This window comes from Cupriavidus basilensis, from assembly GCF_000832305.1.
GTDB lineage: Bacteria > Pseudomonadota > Gammaproteobacteria > Burkholderiales > Burkholderiaceae > Cupriavidus > Cupriavidus basilensis_F.
Genome location: NZ_CP010536.1, coordinates 1,199,053 through 1,216,570 on the forward strand (window position 1 = coordinate 1,199,053; position 17,518 = coordinate 1,216,570).

A 17,518-nucleotide genomic window follows, 5' to 3' on the forward strand; every position below is an offset into this window, starting at 1 on the left:
AGCCTGGATCAATCCAGTATCGTCGCGGGTTCACACGACATCAGTGGTTGTCTCATTCGGCCGCTTATGAGGCGGTCTATCATGCAGACGCGCACCGCTTGAACCCGTGCCACAAGCCCGGCAGAGAGCATCCGAACAATTTTTTGCCGAAAATTGCAAAGGACTAAAATGAACATGCCCAGCGCGGAATTCCACGCAGACAGCAATTCATCCGCCGCACCGGAAATGATCGGGGCGGAAATTCTCGTTCACGCACTTGCCGAAGAAGGCGTCGAGTACGTCTGGGGCTACCCCGGCGGCGCAGTGCTGTATATCTACGACGAGTTTTACAAACAAAAGAAGATCGAGCACATCCTGGTGCGCCACGAGCAGGCCGCGGTTCATGCCGCTGACGGCTATGCGCGTGCGACCGGCAAGGTGGGCTGCGCCCTGGTGACCTCTGGTCCCGGCGTCACCAATGCGGTGACGGGCATTGCCACGGCCTACCTGGACTCGATCCCGATGGTGATCATCACCGGTAACGTGCCGACGCACGCTATCGGGCAGGATGCTTTCCAGGAATGCGACACGGTCGGCATCACCCGCCCCATCGTCAAGCACAATTTCCTGGTCAAGGACGTCCGCGATCTCGCCGCGACCATCAAGAAGGCGTTCTATATTGCCGCAACCGGCCGTCCCGGCCCCGTTGTCGTCGATATTCCCAAGGACGTCTCGCGTAATTCCTGCAAGTACGAGTATCCCAAGTCGATCGACATGCGCTCGTACAACCCGGTGAACAAGGGTCATTCGGGCCAGATCCGCAAGGCGCTCGCGCTGTTGCAGGGCGCCGAACGGCCGTTCATCTATGCAGGTGGCGGTGTGGTGCTGGCCAATGCCAGCGAAGAGCTGCGCCAGCTTGCCGCGCTGACCGGCCATCCGGTCACCAACACGCTGATGGGCCTCGGCTCGTTCCCCGGCACCAGCAAGCAGTTCGTCGGCATGCTCGGCATGCACGGCACGTATGAAGCCAACATGGCCATGCAGAACTGCGACGTGCTGATCGCCATCGGGGCGCGTTTCGACGATCGCGTGATCGGCAATCCGGCGCACTTCACCTCGCAGCCGCGCAAGATCATCCATATCGATATCGATCCGTCTTCCATCTCGAAGCGGGTCAAGGTCGACATTCCCATCGTGGGCCACGTCAAGGATGTGCTGCAGGAGCTGATCTCCCAGCTGCAGGCCAGCGACGTCAAGCCCAAGCGCGAGGCCCTGGCCAAGTGGTGGGAACAGATCGAGCAATGGCGTTCGGTGGACTGCCTCAAGTACGACCGCAACTCCGAGATCATCAAGCCGCAGTATGTGGTGGAAAAGATCTGGGAACTGACGCACGGCGATGCCTTCGTCTGCTCGGACGTGGGCCAGCACCAGATGTGGGCCGCGCAGTTCTACAAGTTCAACGAGCCGCGCCGCTGGATCAATTCCGGTGGCCTGGGCACGATGGGCGTGGGCCTGCCGTACGCGATGGGCATCAAGAAAGCCTTCCCCGAGAAGGAAGTGGTGACCATCACCGGCGAAGGCTCGATCCAGATGAACATCCAGGAACTGTCGACCTGCCTGCAGTACGACACCCCGGTGAAGATCTGCGCGCTCAACAACCGCTACCTCGGCATGGTGCGCCAGTGGCAGGAAATCGAGTACGACAACCGCTACTCGCATTCCTACATGGACGCGCTGCCCGACTTCGTCAAGCTGGCCGAGGCCTATGGCCATATCGGCATGCGTATCGAAAAGACGGCCGACGTCGAGCCCGCCCTGCGCGAAGCCTTCCGCCTGAAGGACCGTACCGTGTTCCTTGATTTCCAGACCGACCCGACCGAAAACGTGTGGCCGATGGTCCAGGCCGGCAAGGGCATCTCCGAGATGCTGCTCGGCGCGGAGGACCTGTAATGCGACATATCATTTCGGTCCTGCTGGAAAATGAACCGGGCGCGCTGTCGCGCGTGGTGGGCCTGTTCTCGGCGCGCGGCTACAACATCGAGACGCTGACGGTGGCCCCCACCGAAGACGCCTCGCTGTCGCGCATGACGATCGTCACCAGCGGTTCGGATGACATCATCGAGCAGATCACCAAGCACCTGAACCGCCTGGTGGAAGTGGTCAAGGTGGTGGACCTGACCGAGGGCGCGCACATCGAGCGCGAGCTGATGCTCGTGAAGGTGCGCGCGGTCGGCAAGGAGCGCGAGGAAATGAAGCGCACCGCCGACATCTTCCGCGGCCGCATCATCGACGTCACCGAGAAGACCTACACCATCGAGCTGACCGGCAACGGCGGCAAGCTGGATGCCTTCCTGGACGCCATCGACCGCGCCGCCATCCTCGAGACCGTCCGTACCGGCGGCTCGGGCATTGGCCGCGGCGAGCGCATCCTGAAGGTCTGAGCCTGATTGCAGTATCCAAGGGCGGCGCCGGCGCCGGCACTGGCCGGGCGGTGGCCGCCAACCCGACACACGAAAACGAAAGACTGAAGGAACCATCATGAAAGTGTTTTACGACAAGGACGCCGACCTCTCCCTGATCAAGGGCAAGAACGTCACCATCATCGGCTACGGCTCGCAAGGCCACGCCCACGCGCAGAACCTGAACGACTCCGGCGTCAAGGTCACCGTTGGCCTGCGCAAGAGCGGCGCATCGTGGAACAAGGCCGTTAACGCTGGCCTGCAGGTCAAGGAAGTGGCTGACGCCGTCAAGGACGCCGACGTGGTCATGATCCTGCTGCCGGACGAGCAGATCGCCGACGTGTACAAGAACGAAGTGCACGACAACATCAAGCAAGGCGCCGCACTGGCCTTCGCCCACGGCTTCAACGTGCACTACGGTGCCGTGATCCCGCGCGCCGACCTCGACGTCATCATGATCGCCCCGAAGGCGCCGGGCCACACCGTGCGCTCGACCTACGCCCAAGGCGGCGGCGTGCCCCACCTGATCGCCGTGCACCAGGACAAGTCCGGCGCCGCCCGTGACATCGCCCTGTCGTACGCTACCGCCAACGGCGGCGGCCGCGCCGGCATCATCGAAACCAACTTCCGCGAAGAAACCGAAACCGACCTGTTCGGCGAGCAAGCCGTGCTGTGCGGCGGTACCGTCGAGCTGATCAAGGCTGGCTTCGAGACGCTGGTGGAAGCTGGCTACGCGCCGGAAATGGCTTACTTCGAATGCCTGCACGAACTCAAGCTGATCGTCGACCTGATCTATGAAGGCGGCATCGCCAACATGAACTACTCGATCTCCAACAACGCCGAATACGGCGAATACGTCACCGGCCCGCGCGTCGTGACCGAGGAGACCAAGAAGGCCATGAAGCAATGCCTGACCGACATCCAGACTGGCGAGTACGCCAAGAGCTTCCTGCTCGAGAACAAGGCCGGCGCCCCGACCCTGATCTCGCGCCGCCGCCTGACCGCTGAGCACCAGATCGAAGAAGTGGGTGCCAAGCTGCGCGCGATGATGCCCTGGATCGCAAAGAACAAGCTGGTCGACCAGTCGAAGAACTAAGCTGTCATACAGCCCGACGGCCCGCCGCTACTGACGGCGCGGGCCGCAGCCGTTCAGTCATCCGCACATTTCCCCCTCGCGAGGGGTTAATCAGGCGGGGACTGAACGGCTTTTTGTTATCCTTGTCAGACTTTATCCACCAAGTAAGCATTGCATGAACTATCCTCATCCGCTGATCGCCCGTGAAGGCTGGCCGTTCCTGGCTGGCGCCTTTGTCATCTCGCTGCTGGTGCAGGTCAGCGCCGGCTTCTGGTGGGCCTTGCCGCTGTGGATCATTACACTGTTCGTGCTGCAGTTTTTCCGTGATCCGCCGCGCGCCATTCCCACCCAGCCGAACGCTGTCCTGGCGCCCGCCGATGGCCGCATCGTGGTGGTCGAGAAAACCATGGACCCGTACGCGGGCCGCGAGGCGCTGAAGATCAGCGTCTTCATGAACGTGTTCAACGTACACTCCAACCGGGTGTCCGTGGACGGCAAGGTCGAGAAGGTCGAGTATTTTCCCGGCAAGTTCGTCAACGCCGACCTCGACAAGGCTTCGCTCGAGAACGAGCGCAACGCCGTGGTCATCCGCCGTGCCGCCGACGGCAAGGTGGTGACCCTGGTGCAGGTGGCCGGCCTGGTGGCCCGCCGCATCCTCTGCTACACCCGCGTCGGCGAGACGCTGTCGCGCGGCCAGCGCTATGGCTTCATCCGCTTTGGCTCGCGTGTCGACGTCTACCTGCCGGTGGATGCGCGCCCGCGCGTGACCATCGGCGAGAAGGTGTCGGCCTCGTCGACCATCCTGGCTGAGCTGGATTAATCCGGCGACGCCGGAACAGATCAGACCCACTGGAGAACAGGCATGGGTGCTTTCAACCGACGCAATAAGCGCGTTACCAATGGCAACGTGACCAACTTGCGTCCTTTTCGCCACAACCAGTTGCGTGGCAACGAGTCCGGCAATTTCGACGACGAAGCCGGGGACGATCACGACATCGAGTACGTGCGCCCGCGCCGTCGCGGCATTTACCTGCTGCCCAACGCGTTCACCACCGCGGCGCTGTTCGCCGGCTTCTTTGCCATCGTGCAGGCCATGAACATGCGCTTTGACAGCGCGGCCATCGCCATCTTCGCCGCGATGGTGCTGGACGGCATGGATGGCCGCGTCGCGCGCATCACCAACACGCAGAGTGCGTTTGGTGAGCAATACGATTCGTTGTCGGACATGACCTCGTTCGGTGTGGCGCCGGCACTGGTGATGTATGAGTGGATCCTGCACGACCTGGGCAAGTGGGGCTGGATTGCCGCCTTTGTGTATTGCACCTGCGCCGCGCTGCGCCTGGCACGCTTCAACGCCAATATCGGCGTGGTCGACAAGCGCTTCTTCCAGGGGCTGCCCAGCCCGGCGGCGGCAGCGCTGGTGGCCGGCTTTGTCTGGCTGGTGATCGACAACAAGCTGCCGGTCAAGGATCTGTGGATGCCGTGGGTGGCGTTCGGCATCACGCTGTATGCCGGGCTGTCGATGGTCTCCAACGCGCCGTTCTATAGCGGCAAGGCGCTCGATGTGCGCTATCGCGTGCCCTTCGGCATGATGGTGCTGGTGCTGGTCTTGTTCGTGGTGGTTTCGACGGATCCGCCGGTGGCGTTGTTCGGCCTGTTTGTCGCCTACGCCATCTCTGGCTACCTGCTGTGGGGCTGGCATGCGCTGCACGGCAAGCCGGCCGAAATCCGCAAGGTGCGGGACGGCGGGAACGATCGTTCCTGATCGCAGGTCAGTAAAAAGGCGCTACGGCGCCTTTTTTTACATTTGTTTTCCAGGCTGTCGCATTGCCGTGGCGTTTGCCGTGGTCCACTGTAGCCTCGGTTGTACTGTAGTCCCCCTTGTTGTCCACTTATCACTGGAGGTTCTCATGGGCATGCTCGACTTCATCAAGGAAGCAGGAGAGAAACTGTTTGGCGGCAGCGCAGCGCAAGCCGCGCCCGCGGCGGCTCCCGCCGACGCGCCGGCGGCGGATGCCGATGCGGCCAACCGTGCCGCCGGCGATGCCATCGAAGGCTACATCAAGCAGATGAACCTCGACGCCACCGGGCTGATGGTGCAGGTGGACGGCTCGCAGGGGCTGGTGACGGTGTTCGGCGTGGCGCCGGACCAGGCCACCCGCGAGAAGATCATCCTGTGCTGCGGCAATGTGCATGGCGTGGACAAGGTCGACGACAAGATGTCGGTCAATGTCGACTCCACCGAATCGACCTGGCATACCGTGGTCAAGGGCGACACCCTGTGGGCGATCTCCCAGACGGCCTACGGCAACGGCGCGCTGTACACCGCGATTTTCGAGGCCAACGAGCCGATGTTGACGAATCCGGACAAGATCTACCCCGGCCAGAAGCTGCGCATCCCGCCCAAGGCCTGACGCCTGCCGTGCAGCGGGGGGCATGGCGTCCCCCTGGTGTGCCTTTTCGGCTGTCGGCCCGATTAACGCATCCATATTGCACACACCCGGCTTCTCGGCTATAGTCGCTCACATGATTTCGCGCCAAGCCCTACTCGCCCGCACCATTCTAGGTGGCCTACTAGGCCGTCAGGTCGGGACGCGTTCGCGCTGAGGGAAGCCAAGCCCCTCGCGTAAAGTCACACAGGATTTACAAACGCCCCGGCCTGCATCACTGCACGCCGGGGCGTTTTGCATTCAGCACGAATACAGCAGCACAGCAAAACGAAACGGCGAATGCCGAGGCATCCACCCGATTCGCCAAATACAAAAGTCAGCCCAGGAGCCCCACCATGTCCGACAAACTCATTATTTTCGACACCACCTTGCGCGACGGCGAACAGTCGCCCGGCGCCTCCATGACCCGCGAGGAAAAGATCCGCATCGCGCGCCAGCTGGAGCGCCTGAAAGTCGACGTGATCGAAGCGGGCTTTGCCGCTAGCTCCAACGGCGACTTCGAGGCGATCCGCTCCATCGCCCAGGTCGTCAAGGATTCGACCATTTGCTCGCTGGCCCGCGCCAACGACCGTGATATCGCACGCGCCGCCGAGGCGCTCAAGCCGGCCAACTCCTTCCGCATCCATACCTTCATCGCCACCTCGGCGCTGCATATGGAAAAGAAGCTGCGCATGACGCCGGACCAGGTTTTCGAGCAAGCCATCCAGGCGGTGCGCTTTGCGCGCCAGTTCACCGACGATATCGAATTCTCGCCTGAAGACGGTAGCCGTTCAGACATGGATTTCCTGTGCCGCGTGCTTGAAGGCGTGATCAAGGAAGGCGCTACCACCATCAACCTGCCGGATACGGTGGGCTACGCCGTGCCGGAAGGCTACGCAGGCCTGATCCGCTCGGTGCGCGAGCGCATCCCCAATTCCGACAAGGCCATCTGGTCCGTGCATTGCCACAATGACCTCGGCATGGCCGTGGCCAATTCGCTGGCGGCGGTCAAGCTCGGCGGTGCGCGCCAGGTCGAGTGCACCATCAACGGCCTCGGTGAGCGTGCCGGCAATACCAGCCTGGAAGAAGTCGTGATGGCGGTCAAGACGCGCCGCGACTACTTCGACATGGATGTCGGCGTGGATACCACGCAGATCGTGCCAGCCTCCAAGCTGGTGTCGCAGATCACCGGCTTCGTGGTGCAGCCCAACAAGGCCGTGGTGGGCGCCAACGCTTTCGCGCATGCTTCGGGCATCCACCAGGATGGCGTGCTGAAGGCGCGCGATACCTACGAGATCATGCGCGCGGAAGACGTGGGCTGGAGCGCCAACAAGATCGTGCTGGGCAAGCTCTCGGGCCGCAATGCGTTCAAGCAACGCCTGCAGGAACTCGGCATCGAGCTGGAGAGCGAGGGCGAGGTCAATGCCGCGTTCACCCGCTTCAAGGAACTGGCCGACCAGAAGTCCGAGATCTTCGACGAAGACATCATGGCCATCGTTTCCGACGAGGCGCACGACGTCAATGAGCACTTCCGCTTTATCTCGCTGTCGCAGCACTCCGAGACCGGCGAGCGCCCGCATGCGCGCGTGGTGTTCAACATGGACGGCAATGAGGTGACGGGCGAAGGCGAGGGCAATGGCCCGGTCGATGCCACGCTGCACGCCATCGAAGGCAAGGTCGCCAGCGGCGCGGAGCTGGTGCTGTATTCGGTCAATGCCATCACCGCCGGCACGCAGGCCCAGGGCGAAGTGACTGTTCGCTTGTCCAAGGGCGGGCGCATCGTCAACGGCGTGGGCACCGATCCCGATATCGTGGCCGCCTCGGCCAAGGCCTACCTGGCCGCGCTGAACAAGCTGCACGACAAGGCCGTGCAGAAGATCAACCCGCAGATCTGATCCCGATCTGACCGGTAAGCCCGCGGCCTATCCGGCCGTGGGGCTTGAATCGGCCCGCCGCGTTCCCATGAGGATGCTGGCGGGCTTTTTGCATTTTCCCGCTCTCAGCGGCGTCGGCCGCGGCCCTCCGCGAGCGGGTCTGGCGTGATCTGGGTCTGGCGCAGCACGCCGGCGTCGTCAAAATAGAAATTGAACATGGACGGCCAGGTGTCCTCATGCCTGAAGCGGTAAGACCATACTTCGCGCTTCATCAGCGGGTAATACTGCTTGGGCTCGCGGGGCTTGCCGAAGTGCTGTTCCACGTCCAGCTTGGTCCAGACATCGACCTTCGCCTTGTAGAGCTCGCTGGTCTGCAGCATCTGGCGGAAGGTGCTCAAGTGGCCATCGCGGTCGAAGTCGGCCGCGTAGGATTGTTGCCCGAAGGGTTGCTTGGAGTAGATCCAGCGCTGTGTGCCGTCGGCTAGCTGGTAGGTGTCGGTCGGCGTGCCGAAGCGGGCTTGTACGGCGGCTTGCGGCGCGCCTACCATGTCCTGGCCGACTTTGACCGGTTGCAGCACCGAGCAGGCCGGCAGGATGGCTGCTGCTGTTGCTAGCGCGAGCCACCGGGCGGCAAGGCGCGACGATGAGGCTTTCATGGCAGTTCTCTGATTAAAATTCGTGGTGATATGCATTAAGAGTGTAGCGGCGCGCAAACGTTGTGTGCGCCTCATGTGGCACGCGCCGGCTTTTTGAGGGCAAGCGCCGCCATGGCGTGTCATCCTCGCCCAATTTCCCGTTTTGCCGCGAATGCGGTCCGATTTGCCTAGGCTGGGTCCCTGACATACCATGCAGCGCTTTGGCGGGAGATGACTCGATGTGGGCTAAACGATGGCTGGCGGGCTGTTTGCTGGCGGTGGCGGCGAGCGCTGGTGCGCAGGAGCCGATCCGTCTTGGCATGATCGAAGGTTTGTCTGGCCCCTTTGCCAACGCGGGCGACGCGGTAGTGCGCAACCTGCGGATCGCCATCGACCGCGTCAATGCGCGCGGTGGCGTCAAGACCGCGGAAGGCGCGCGGCCCCTTGAACTGGTTACCTTCGATAGCAAAGGCAATGTCGACGAGAGCCTGATCCAGTTGCGCGGGCTGGTGGACAAGCGAATTCCCTTTGTCCTGCAAGGCAACAGCTCGGCGGTGGCTGGCGCGCTGGTCAGCGCGATCAACCGCCACAACAGCCGGCAGCCCGATGCCCGCGTGCTCTTCCTGAATTACTCGGCGGTCGATCCCACGCTGACCAATGAGGGGTGCAGCTTCTGGCACTTCCGCTTCGATGCCAGCGCCGACATGCGCATGCAGGCTCTGACCGAGGTCATCCGTGCCGATGCCGGTGTGCGGCGCGTCTACCTGATCGACCAGGACTACAGTTTCGGCCATCAGGTGTCGCGTTCGGCACGCGAGATGCTGGCGGCCAAGCGGCCGGAGTTGCGCATCGTGGGCGATGAGTTCCACCCGATCGGCAAGATCAAGGACTTCGCCCCGTATATCGCCAAGATCAAGGCCAGCGGCGCGGATGCGGTGATCACGGGCAACTGGGGCAACGACCTCACCCTGATGATCAAGGCCGCGCGCGAGGGCGGGCTGAACGCCAAGTTCTATACCTTCTACGGCAACGGGCTGGGCGCGCCGGCGGCCATGGGAGACGCCGGGGTAGGGCGCGTGCTTGCGGTGGCGGAGTGGCACCCCAACGTGGGCGGCACGGCCTCGGACGCGTTCTACCAGGCGTTCCGTGCCCGTTACCCTGAACCCAAGGACGACTACGTTCACCTGCGCATGCAGATGATGGTGGAGATGCTCGCCCGGGCCATCGAGCAGGCGGGCTCGACCGACGCCGTCAAGGTGGCGCGTGCGCTGGAGGGCATGCGCTATGTCAACGACTTCCATGATGCGACGATCCGCGCCGACGACCACCAGGTGCTGCAGCCGCTCTACGTGTCGGTGATGGAGAAGCAGGGCGGCGATGTGCGCTTTGACAATGAAGGGTCGGGATATGGCTTTCGCACGGTGAGGAAGCTAAAGTCGGCGCAGACCATGTTGCCCACGACCTGCAAGATGGAACGGTTCTAGCGGTTCCAGGCCGGCATTGCCGCAATCGCAATCGCAATCGCCATCGCCGGCCCGTTTTCCGTTATAATCGCCCGCTGTCATAGCCAGCCGGTTGTCAAAAACCGGTCCGGCGAGACAGTTGCCTGTATGTAGGACACGCACAAGGCACGACGCATGCGGCACATTTCGTGCTGTAGCGTTCGCAAGTGAAAAGGAAATTACCATGGCAGAAGCCCAAATCAGCAGCAAAACCGAAGTCATCAAGCAGTTCGCACGTGCCGCCAACGACACGGGTAGCCCCGAAGTCCAGGTCGCTTTGCTGACCACCCGCATCAACGAACTGACCCCCCACTTCAAGGCCAACATGAAGGATCACCACAGCCGCCGCGGTCTGCTGCGCATGGTGAGCCGTCGTCGTCGCCTGCTGGACTACCTCAAGGCCAACGATGCTGACCGTTATCGTTCGCTGATCGAGAAGCTCGGCCTGCGTAAGTAAGCAGCCAGGATCGTCCGGATGGCAGCACGAATGGATGCACTGCACGCCTTCGCGTGAGCCACTAATGCCTGCGTCAGCCTCGCTGATGCAGGCATTTTGTTTTTGCGGATGAAATGTCGCGGTCCGGCCGCCGTCCGGTCGATGTCCGGCATTGCTGCAAGTGATTTTTGCTCTGCTTGATGGTGCCATGGCCGCTGGGGCTGGCACACGTTGCGCCAAGACGTGCAACGGAGTAAGTTACTTTGTTCTTTAGCTTTTTTCAGCTTTTTTACTGTTAATCCATACCGGAGTCGGGCAAGGAAGCGGGGCTTTGTGTCATTCCAGCGCGGTATCTGCCCAGGCAGATGCCGCGCATCAGCTACCAGCATCAGGTATCGCGCTGGAATGGCATAGCACTTCCCTGTGACTGAGGCCGACGCTGATCCGGCAGTTCGCCCGCGGCTGCTAACGCGGGCGTCGCACAAGCGTGCAAGCACGAACAAAAGGAACGTTCATGACCATGTTCAACAAGATCGTCAAGGAATTCCAGTGGGGTCAGCACAAGGTGCGCCTGGAAACCGGCGAGGTTGCCCGCCAGGCTGGCGGTGCCGTGATCGTCGACATTGAAGACACCGTGGTGCTCGCCACCGTTGTCGCTGCCAAGTCGCCCAAGGCTGGCCAGGATTTCTTCCCGCTGACCGTCGACTACATCGAAAAGACCTACGCTGCCGGCAAGATCCCCGGTGGCTTCTTCAAGCGTGAAGGCCGTCCGTCGGAAAACGAGACGCTGACCTCGCGCCTGATCGACCGCCCGCTGCGCCCGCTGTTCCCGGAAGGCTTCTACAACGAAGTGCAGGTGGTCATCCACGTGCTGTCGCTGAACCCGGAAGTCCCGGCTGACATCCCCGCCCTGATCGGCGCCTCGGCTGCCCTGGCAGTGTCGGGCATTCCGTTCAGCGGCCCGGTCGGCGCAGCGCGCGTTGGCTACAAGGACGGCCAGTACCTGCTGAACCCGACCCGTTCGCAGATCGCTGCTTCGGAACTGGACCTGGTGGTTGCCGGTACCGAGCGCGCCGTGCTGATGGTGGAGTCGGAAGCCCGCCAACTGTCGGAAGAGGTGATGCTGGGCGCCGTAGTCTACGGCCATGAGCAAATGCAGACGGCCATCAATGCCATCCATGATCTGGTGCGCGACGGCGGCAAGCCGGAGTGGGACTGGACCGCGGCACCGAAGAACGAAGCGCTGATCGCCAAGGTCGGCGAGATCGCCTTGCCGCTGCTGCAGGACGTGTACCAGCTGCGCCAGAAGTCGGCGCGCAGCCAAAAGCTCAAGGAAGTCTACGCCACCGTGGCGGCCAAGCTGGCCGAAGCCGGCGTGGAAGCCGACAAGGTCGAAGTGGGCAACGTGCTGTTCGACATCGAAGCCAAGATCGTGCGCAGCCAGGTGCTGTCGGGCGAGCCGCGCATCGATGGCCGCGACACCCGCACCGTGCGCCCGATCGAGATCCGCTCGTCGGTGCTGCCGCGCGCTCACGGCTCGGCCATCTTCACCCGTGGCGAAACCCAGGCGCTGGTGGTTGCCACGCTGGGCACCAAGGGCGATGAGCAGATCATCGACGCGCTCGCCGGCGAATACCGCGACCGCTTCATGCTCCACTACAACATGCCTCCGTTCGCCACCGGCGAAACCGGCCGCGTGGGCAGCCCCAAGCGCCGCGAAATCGGCCACGGCCGCCTGGCCAAGCGCGCGCTGATCCCAGTCCTGCCGAAGGATGACGAATTCGCCTACACCATCCGCCTGGTGTCCGAAATCACCGAATCCAACGGCTCGTCGTCGATGGCATCGGTGTGCGGCGGTTGCCTGGCGCTGATGGACGCGGGCGTTCCGATCAAGGCGCATGTGGCCGGCGTGGCCATGGGCCTGATCCTGGAAGGCAACAAGTTCGCCGTGCTGACCGACATCCTGGGCGACGAGGACCACCTCGGCGACATGGACTTCAAGGTCGCGGGTACCGACACCGGCATCACCGCGCTGCAGATGGACATCAAGGTCCAGGGCATCACCAAGGAAATCATGCAGGTCGCGCTGGCGCAAGCCAAGGAAGGCCGCCTGCATATCCTGGGCAAGATGCAGGACGCGATGGGCCATGCGCGCACCGAGCTGTCGGAGCACGCACCGCGCATGATCACCATGAAAATTCATCCGGACAAGATCCGCGAAGTGATCGGCAAGGGCGGCTCGACCATCCAGGCGCTGACCAAGGAAACCGGCACCACCATCGACATCCAGGAAGACGGCACCATCACCATCGCCTCGACCTCGACCGAAGGCATGGCCGAAGCCAAGCGCCGCATCGAAGGCATCACCGCGGAAGCCGAAGTCGGCAAGATCTACGCCGGCACCGTGCTCAAGCTGCTGGACTTTGGCGCCATCGTCAACATCCTGCCGGGCAAGGATGGCCTGCTGCATATCTCCGAGATCGTCAACGAACGCGTCAAGGACATCAAGGACTGGCTCAAGGAAGGCCAGCACGTGCGCGTCAAGCTGATCCAGGCTGACGAGAAGGGCCGCCTGCGCCTGTCCCTGAAGGCCGCGCTGGCCGAAGAGGGCGGCAGCATCAGCCCGATCGCCAACACCAGCGAGGCACCGGCTGCTCCGGCCGCCCCGGCCGCACCGGCAGCGCCGACGACGCCTTCGGCTGATCAGCAACAGCAGTAAGCGTTTTACGGTGCCGGTAGAACGACGGTACCCGTAGCAGAAAAAGCGGCTGGCGATGTCCAGCCGCTTTTTTGTTTACACTCCCGCCAGTCCCACCCCATGCGGCCCGGCTGTTCGGCGCGCCGCATGGCGGGTGCCCAGATTGATCCCCCCGCCATGCGTGCGCGAGCCCGCCGCATGCGCGAGGTCCCTAACCGCAAGGAGCAGCAATGCAAGCCATCGAAATCCGCGAGTACGGCGCCCCCGAAGTCCTGCAACTGGCGCAACGCCCCGACCCGGTGCCCAAGGCCGGCGAGATCCTGATCCGCGTGGCCGCGGCCGGCATCAACCGTCCCGACGTATTTCAACGTACCGGCAACTACCCGGTGCCACCGGGCGCGTCCGACCTGCCGGGCCTGGAAGTGGCCGGCGTGGTGGCCGGCGGCGACCTGGCGCACCCCGACAACCGTTTCGGCCTGAAGCTGGGTGACCGTGTGTGCGCGCTGGTGCAGGGCGGCGGTTACGCCGAGTTGTGCGTGGCCCCCGCAGCGCAATGCCTGCCGGTGCCGGAGTGCCTGTCGGATGTCGAGGCGGCCGCATTGCCGGAGACGTTCTTCACCGTGTGGAGCAACGTCTTCGATCGCGGCTACCTGGGCCGCGGCCCGCTGGGCAAGGACGAGACGCTGCTGATCCAGGGCGGCTCGAGCGGCATCGGCACGACCGCCATCCAGATCGCCAAGGCCCTGGGCCACAAGGTCTTCGTTACCGCCGGCAGCGCCGACAAGTGCCGGGCCTGCGAGGAACTGGGCGCCGACCGTGCCATCAACTACAAGACCGAAGATTTTGTCGCCGAGGTGAAAGCGCTGACCGGCAGCCGTGGCGCGGATGTCATCCTCGACATGGTGGCTGGCCCGTATCTGGCGCGCGAACTGTCCTGCGTCGCCGACGATGGCCGCATTGTGATCATCGCGCTGCTGGGCGGCGCCAAGGCCGAGATCCCGCTGGGCGATATCCTGCGCCGCCGTATCACCGTGACAGGCTCCACGCTGCGTCCCCGCCCGGCGGCGTTCAAGGGCGAGATCGCGCAGGCGCTGCACCAGCACGTGTGGCCGCTGCTGGCGGCGGGCAAGATCAAGCCGGTGATCCACCAGACCTTCCCGGCCGCCCAGGCCGCCGATGCGCATCGCCTGATGGAGTCCAGCGAGCATATCGGCAAGATCGTCCTGACCTGGTAATGCCGCTGCTGGCTGGCTGATGGCCGGGTGCGGCCGGGGCCTCGCGCCCCGGGCCGATTTCGGGCCCTTCTGTGGCGTAGGGCCTTGGCCCGCGCTACAATACCCGGTTTGATTGAGAGGGGCGCCCTGTGAGACAAAAGCTCGTTATCGGCAACTGGAAGATGCACGGCAGCCTGGCTGCCAATGTGACCTTGCTGGAAGCGATCAAGGCGGCGCCCGCAAGCGCGCGCCTGGCAGTATGCGCGCCGTTCCCGTATCTTGCGCAGTGCCAGGCGTTGCTGGCCGGGTCCGCGGTGGCCTGGGGCGCGCAGGACGTGTCCGCCGAGGCGCGCGGTGCCTTCACGGGCGAAGTCGCGGCCTCCATGCTGGCTGAGTTCGGTGCTTCGTATGCCCTGGTGGGGCATTCGGAGCGGCGCAGCTACCATGGCGAGACGGATGCCACGGTAGCGGCCAAGGCGGTGCGCGCGCTGGAGTTCGGCATTGTGCCGGTGGTGTGCGTGGGCGAGAGCCTGGCGCAGCGCGAGGCAGGCGAGACCGAGGCCGTGGTAGGCCGTCAGCTCGGCGCCGTGCTCGAGGCCTTGTCGCTCGACCAGCTCGGGCGCATCGTGCTGGCCTATGAGCCGGTGTGGGCGATCGGCACGGGCAAGACCGCAAGCAGCGAGCAGGCCCAGGCCGTGCACGCTTTCCTGCGCGCCCAGGTGGCGGCGCGCGACGCAGGCGTGGCCGCTCGCATGGCCATGTTGTATGGCGGCAGCGTGAAGCCGGACAATGCGGCAGAACTATTTTCCATGCCCGACATCGACGGGGGCCTTATCGGAGGCGCCTCGCTGAAGTCGGACGATTTCCTCGCGATCGGCAACGCCTGAATGCCGGCCGCTCATAGGGTCTGATCAGGCAAGCGAATCGAACCAAATGGCAATTTTCAAAACTTTGTTGGTAGTGGCGCAGATACTGTCCGCGCTTGGCGTGATTGGCCTGGTGCTGCTGCAGCATGGCAAGGGCGCCGATGTTGGTGCGGCGTTTGGCTCGGGGGCCTCGGGCAGCCTGTTCGGCGCCACCGGCTCGGCCAACTTCCTGTCGCGTACCACCGCCGTGCTGGCGACGCTGTTCTTCATCTGCACGCTGAGCCTGACGCTGATGGGCAACTATCGGCCGGCAGCTTCGCTGGGCGTGATGGGCTCCGCGCCCGCGGTGGCACCGGCCGTGGCGGGAGCTTCGGCGCCTGCTGCCGCATCGGCTGCCGCGGCCTCGAATCCTTCTGCGCCTGCTGTACCGAAATAATCAACGAGCCTTGTGACTTATTCTTGAAGATTTTTGCTGTTGTGCATTGAACAAAACAAGAATCCTAGGTTAGAATACAAGGCTTGAAACGATCCCCCAGCGACGGGGCTCCAGCCGGGATAAAGCAGCATCCCAGCCAGAGTTCCGAAGGGTGTAAAAACCCAGGGCCCTGAAAAGCCCGGCGCGAGGCAATATTGTTTCTCCCCCAGCCGACGTGGTGAAATTGGTAGACACGCTATCTTGAGGGGGTAGTGGCGAAAGCTGTGCGAGTTCGAGTCTCGCCGTCGGCACCAAACAACTTGATCGGGGCATGCATCCGGAGACCATCCCGGATGCATGCCCCGGCCAGTCCGCAAGGCGGCGTCGTAATTTCTACGGAATGGCGCTTGGGGTGGGCAACAGGACGCCGCTTACCGCTGGTGCTGTTGACAACATTCCAGATAAGGCTGGCCGTACCTTGAATCTCGAAGCCTACTTCCCCGTCCTCATCTTCATCATCTTCGGTGTCGTGCTCGGCATTGCACTGATGTCGATTGGCCGAATTCTCGGTCCAAACAAACCTGATCCCGCGAAGCTCTCTCCGTACGAGTGCGGCTTCGAAGCGTTCGAGGACGCGCGCATGAAGTTCGACGTGCGCTACTACCTCATCGCTATTCTTTTTATCCTGTTCGATCTCGAGACCGCCTTCCTGTTTCCCTGGGGTGTAGCCCTGCGGGATATCGGCTGGCCGGGTTTCTTCGCCATGGGCGTGTTTCTGCTGGAATTCATCGTGGGCTTCGTCTACATCTGGAAAAAGGGCGCGCTCGATTGGGAGTGATGTGATATGGCAATCGAAGGCGTTCTCAATGAAGGCTTCGTCACGACTACCGCTGACAAGCTGATCAACTGGACCCGCACCGGGTCGCTCTGGCCGATGACCTTTGGCCTGGCGTGCTGCGCTGTGGAAATGATGCATGCTGGCGCCGCGCGCTACGACATGGACCGCTTCGGCGTGATTTTCCGCCCGTCGCCGCGCCAGTCGGACGTGATGATCGTGGCCGGCACGCTGTGCAACAAGATGGCCCCCGCGCTGCGCAAGGTCTATGACCAGATGGCAGAGCCGCGTTGGGTGATCTCGATGGGTTCCTGCGCGAATGGCGGTGGCTACTATCACTACTCGTATTCGGTGGTGCGTGGTTGCGATCGGATCGTGCCGGTGGATATCTATGTGCCTGGCTGCCCCCCGACGGCGGAAGCGCTGATCTACGGCATCATCCAGCTGCAGAACAAGATCCGTCGCACCAACACCATCGCGCGCAAGGGCTGACATGTCGAACCTCGATACTCTGAAGGCCGCGCTCGAAAAGGTACTGGGCAAGCGTATCCAGAAACTGGTAGAGGCGCTAGGCGAGATTACCCTTATCGTCAAGGCCGATGACTACCTGGAAAGCGCGCTGATGCTGCGCGACGATCCCTCACTGCATTTTGAGCAACTGCTCGATGTGTGCGGCGTCGACTATTCCACCTATGGCGACGGCGCCTGGGACGGCTCCCGTTTCGCGGCCGTGACGCACCTGATTTCGATCAAGCACAACTGGCGCCTGCGCGTACGCGTGTTCGCGCCGGACGACGACGTGCCCGTGGTGCCTTCGCTGACCGACGTCTGGAACTCGGCGAACTGGTTCGAGCGCGAGGCGTTCGACTTCTACGGCATCGTGTTCGAAGGCCACAACGACCTGCGCCGCCTGCTGACCGACTACGGTTTCGTCGGCCACCCGTTCCGCAAGGATTTCCCGGTCTCGGGCTATGTCGAGATGCGCTACGACCCCGAGCAAAAGCGGGTGATCTATCAGCCCGTCACGATCGAGCCGCGCGAGGTCACGCCCCGCGTGATCCGCGAAGAGAACTACGGCGGCTTGCAGCACTGAGAACGCGC

General features: G+C 63.1%; 17 protein-coding genes and 1 tRNA gene. 17 read left to right on the forward strand and 1 reads right to left on the reverse strand.

What is annotated here, in order from left to right; genetic code table 11:
• Positions 1–168 precede the first annotated feature (168 nt).
• The 7 genes from RR42_RS05435 (at position 169) to RR42_RS05465 (ending at position 7,837) form a co-directional block, all read left to right on the forward strand.
• Positions 169–1,929 (forward strand): acetolactate synthase 3 catalytic subunit, encoded by a 1,761-nt coding sequence (locus RR42_RS05435; protein WP_043344716.1) that lies wholly within the window; start codon positions 169–171, stop codon positions 1,927–1,929.
• The gene (ilvN, locus tag RR42_RS05440) at positions 1,929–2,420 is read left to right on the forward strand and encodes an acetolactate synthase small subunit (protein WP_006156850.1); all 492 of its coding nucleotides are present in this window, start codon (positions 1,929–1,931) and stop codon (positions 2,418–2,420) included. Before RR42_RS05435 ends, ilvN begins: the two co-directional genes overlap by 1 nt.
• Positions 2,421–2,517: 97 nt before the next feature.
• Positions 2,518–3,534 (forward strand): ketol-acid reductoisomerase, encoded by a 1,017-nt coding sequence (gene ilvC / locus RR42_RS05445; RefSeq protein WP_043344720.1) that lies wholly within the window; start codon positions 2,518–2,520, stop codon positions 3,532–3,534.
• A 154-nt stretch (positions 3,535–3,688) separates the two neighbouring features.
• Entirely contained in the window at positions 3,689–4,333 is a 645-nt protein-coding gene (locus RR42_RS05450; protein WP_043344721.1) for a phosphatidylserine decarboxylase, read from the forward strand.
• Positions 4,334–4,375: 42 nt separating this feature from the next.
• The gene (pssA, locus tag RR42_RS05455; RefSeq protein ID WP_043344722.1) at positions 4,376–5,278 is read left to right on the forward strand and encodes a CDP-diacylglycerol--serine O-phosphatidyltransferase; all 903 of its coding nucleotides are present in this window, start codon (positions 4,376–4,378) and stop codon (positions 5,276–5,278) included.
• A gap of 145 nt (positions 5,279–5,423) precedes the next feature.
• Positions 5,424–5,927: a peptidoglycan-binding protein LysM gene (gene lysM, locus RR42_RS05460; protein WP_043344723.1), complete on the forward strand. Its 504-nt coding sequence runs from the start codon at positions 5,424–5,426 to the stop codon at positions 5,925–5,927.
• Between the two features lie 371 nt (positions 5,928–6,298).
• Complete coding sequence (locus tag RR42_RS05465) at positions 6,299–7,837, forward strand: 2-isopropylmalate synthase (protein WP_043344724.1); 1,539 nt, start codon at positions 6,299–6,301, stop codon at positions 7,835–7,837.
• 104 nt (positions 7,838–7,941) lie between these two features.
• Here RR42_RS05465 and RR42_RS05470 read toward each other — a convergent pair whose 3' ends face one another.
• Positions 7,942–8,472 carry a hypothetical protein gene (locus tag RR42_RS05470; protein ID WP_043344725.1) on the reverse strand — a complete coding sequence of 177 codons (531 nt, stop codon included), beginning with the start codon at positions 8,470–8,472 and terminating at the stop codon, positions 7,942–7,944.
• 218 nt (positions 8,473–8,690) lie between these two features.
• Between RR42_RS05470 and RR42_RS05475 the strand changes: the two genes are divergently transcribed.
• The 10 genes from RR42_RS05475 to RR42_RS05520 all read left to right on the forward strand — a co-directional run bounded on the left by RR42_RS05475 (position 8,691) and on the right by RR42_RS05520 (position 17,510).
• Positions 8,691–9,935, forward strand: a complete 1,245-nt coding sequence (locus tag RR42_RS05475) for a branched-chain amino acid ABC transporter substrate-binding protein (RefSeq protein ID WP_043344726.1) — start codon at positions 8,691–8,693, stop codon at positions 9,933–9,935.
• A 202-nt stretch (positions 9,936–10,137) separates the two neighbouring features.
• Entirely contained in the window at positions 10,138–10,410 is a 273-nt protein-coding gene (rpsO, locus tag RR42_RS05480) for a 30S ribosomal protein S15 (protein ID WP_006156843.1), read from the forward strand.
• Between the two features lie 493 nt (positions 10,411–10,903).
• Positions 10,904–13,108 carry a polyribonucleotide nucleotidyltransferase gene (pnp, locus tag RR42_RS05485; protein WP_043344729.1) on the forward strand — a complete coding sequence of 735 codons (2,205 nt, stop codon included), beginning with the start codon at positions 10,904–10,906 and terminating at the stop codon, positions 13,106–13,108.
• 209 nt (positions 13,109–13,317) lie between these two features.
• Positions 13,318–14,322: an NAD(P)H-quinone oxidoreductase gene (locus tag RR42_RS05490; RefSeq protein WP_043344730.1), complete on the forward strand. Its 1,005-nt coding sequence runs from the start codon at positions 13,318–13,320 to the stop codon at positions 14,320–14,322.
• Between the two features lie 128 nt (positions 14,323–14,450).
• Entirely contained in the window at positions 14,451–15,188 is a 738-nt protein-coding gene (tpiA, locus tag RR42_RS05495) for a triose-phosphate isomerase (protein WP_043344732.1), read from the forward strand.
• 46 nt (positions 15,189–15,234) lie between these two features.
• Positions 15,235–15,603, forward strand: coding sequence for a preprotein translocase subunit SecG (gene secG, locus RR42_RS05500; RefSeq protein WP_043344735.1), 369 nt, complete (start codon positions 15,235–15,237; stop codon positions 15,601–15,603).
• 208 nt (positions 15,604–15,811) lie between these two features.
• Positions 15,812–15,896 (forward strand) — tRNA-Leu (locus tag RR42_RS05505).
• Positions 15,897–16,060: 164 nt separating this feature from the next.
• Complete coding sequence (locus RR42_RS05510) at positions 16,061–16,420, forward strand: NADH-quinone oxidoreductase subunit A (RefSeq protein ID WP_006156838.1); 360 nt, start codon at positions 16,061–16,063, stop codon at positions 16,418–16,420.
• Positions 16,421–16,426: 6 nt separating this feature from the next.
• A complete protein-coding gene (locus RR42_RS05515; RefSeq protein ID WP_006156837.1) occupies positions 16,427–16,909 on the forward strand; it encodes a NuoB/complex I 20 kDa subunit family protein in 483 nt (160 codons plus the stop codon).
• Position 16,910: 1 nt separating this feature from the next.
• Positions 16,911–17,510, forward strand: coding sequence for an NADH-quinone oxidoreductase subunit C (locus tag RR42_RS05520; RefSeq protein ID WP_043344736.1), 600 nt, complete (start codon positions 16,911–16,913; stop codon positions 17,508–17,510).
• Positions 17,511–17,518: the final 8 nt, after the last annotated feature.

Coding starts and splice junctions, on each gene's coding strand:
- RR42_RS05435 (WP_043344716.1), top strand. CDS start 169: ATGAACATGCCCAGCGCGGAATTCCACGCAGACAGCAATTCATCCGCC.
- ilvN (WP_006156850.1), top strand. CDS start 1,929: ATGCGACATATCATTTCGGTCCTGCTGGAAAATGAACCGGGCGCGCTG.
- ilvC (WP_043344720.1), top strand. CDS start 2,518: ATGAAAGTGTTTTACGACAAGGACGCCGACCTCTCCCTGATCAAGGGC.
- RR42_RS05450 (WP_043344721.1), top strand. CDS start 3,689: ATGAACTATCCTCATCCGCTGATCGCCCGTGAAGGCTGGCCGTTCCTG.
- pssA (WP_043344722.1), top strand. CDS start 4,376: ATGGGTGCTTTCAACCGACGCAATAAGCGCGTTACCAATGGCAACGTG.
- lysM (WP_043344723.1), top strand. CDS start 5,424: ATGGGCATGCTCGACTTCATCAAGGAAGCAGGAGAGAAACTGTTTGGC.
- RR42_RS05465 (WP_043344724.1), top strand. CDS start 6,299: ATGTCCGACAAACTCATTATTTTCGACACCACCTTGCGCGACGGCGAA.
- RR42_RS05470 (WP_043344725.1), bottom strand. CDS start 8,472: ATGAAAGCCTCATCGTCGCGCCTTGCCGCCCGGTGGCTCGCGCTAGCA.
- RR42_RS05475 (WP_043344726.1), top strand. CDS start 8,691: ATGTGGGCTAAACGATGGCTGGCGGGCTGTTTGCTGGCGGTGGCGGCG.
- rpsO (WP_006156843.1), top strand. CDS start 10,138: ATGGCAGAAGCCCAAATCAGCAGCAAAACCGAAGTCATCAAGCAGTTC.
- pnp (WP_043344729.1), top strand. CDS start 10,904: ATGACCATGTTCAACAAGATCGTCAAGGAATTCCAGTGGGGTCAGCAC.
- RR42_RS05490 (WP_043344730.1), top strand. CDS start 13,318: ATGCAAGCCATCGAAATCCGCGAGTACGGCGCCCCCGAAGTCCTGCAA.
- secG (WP_043344735.1), top strand. CDS start 15,235: ATGGCAATTTTCAAAACTTTGTTGGTAGTGGCGCAGATACTGTCCGCG.
- RR42_RS05515 (WP_006156837.1), top strand. CDS start 16,427: ATGGCAATCGAAGGCGTTCTCAATGAAGGCTTCGTCACGACTACCGCT.
- RR42_RS05520 (WP_043344736.1), top strand. CDS start 16,911: ATGTCGAACCTCGATACTCTGAAGGCCGCGCTCGAAAAGGTACTGGGC.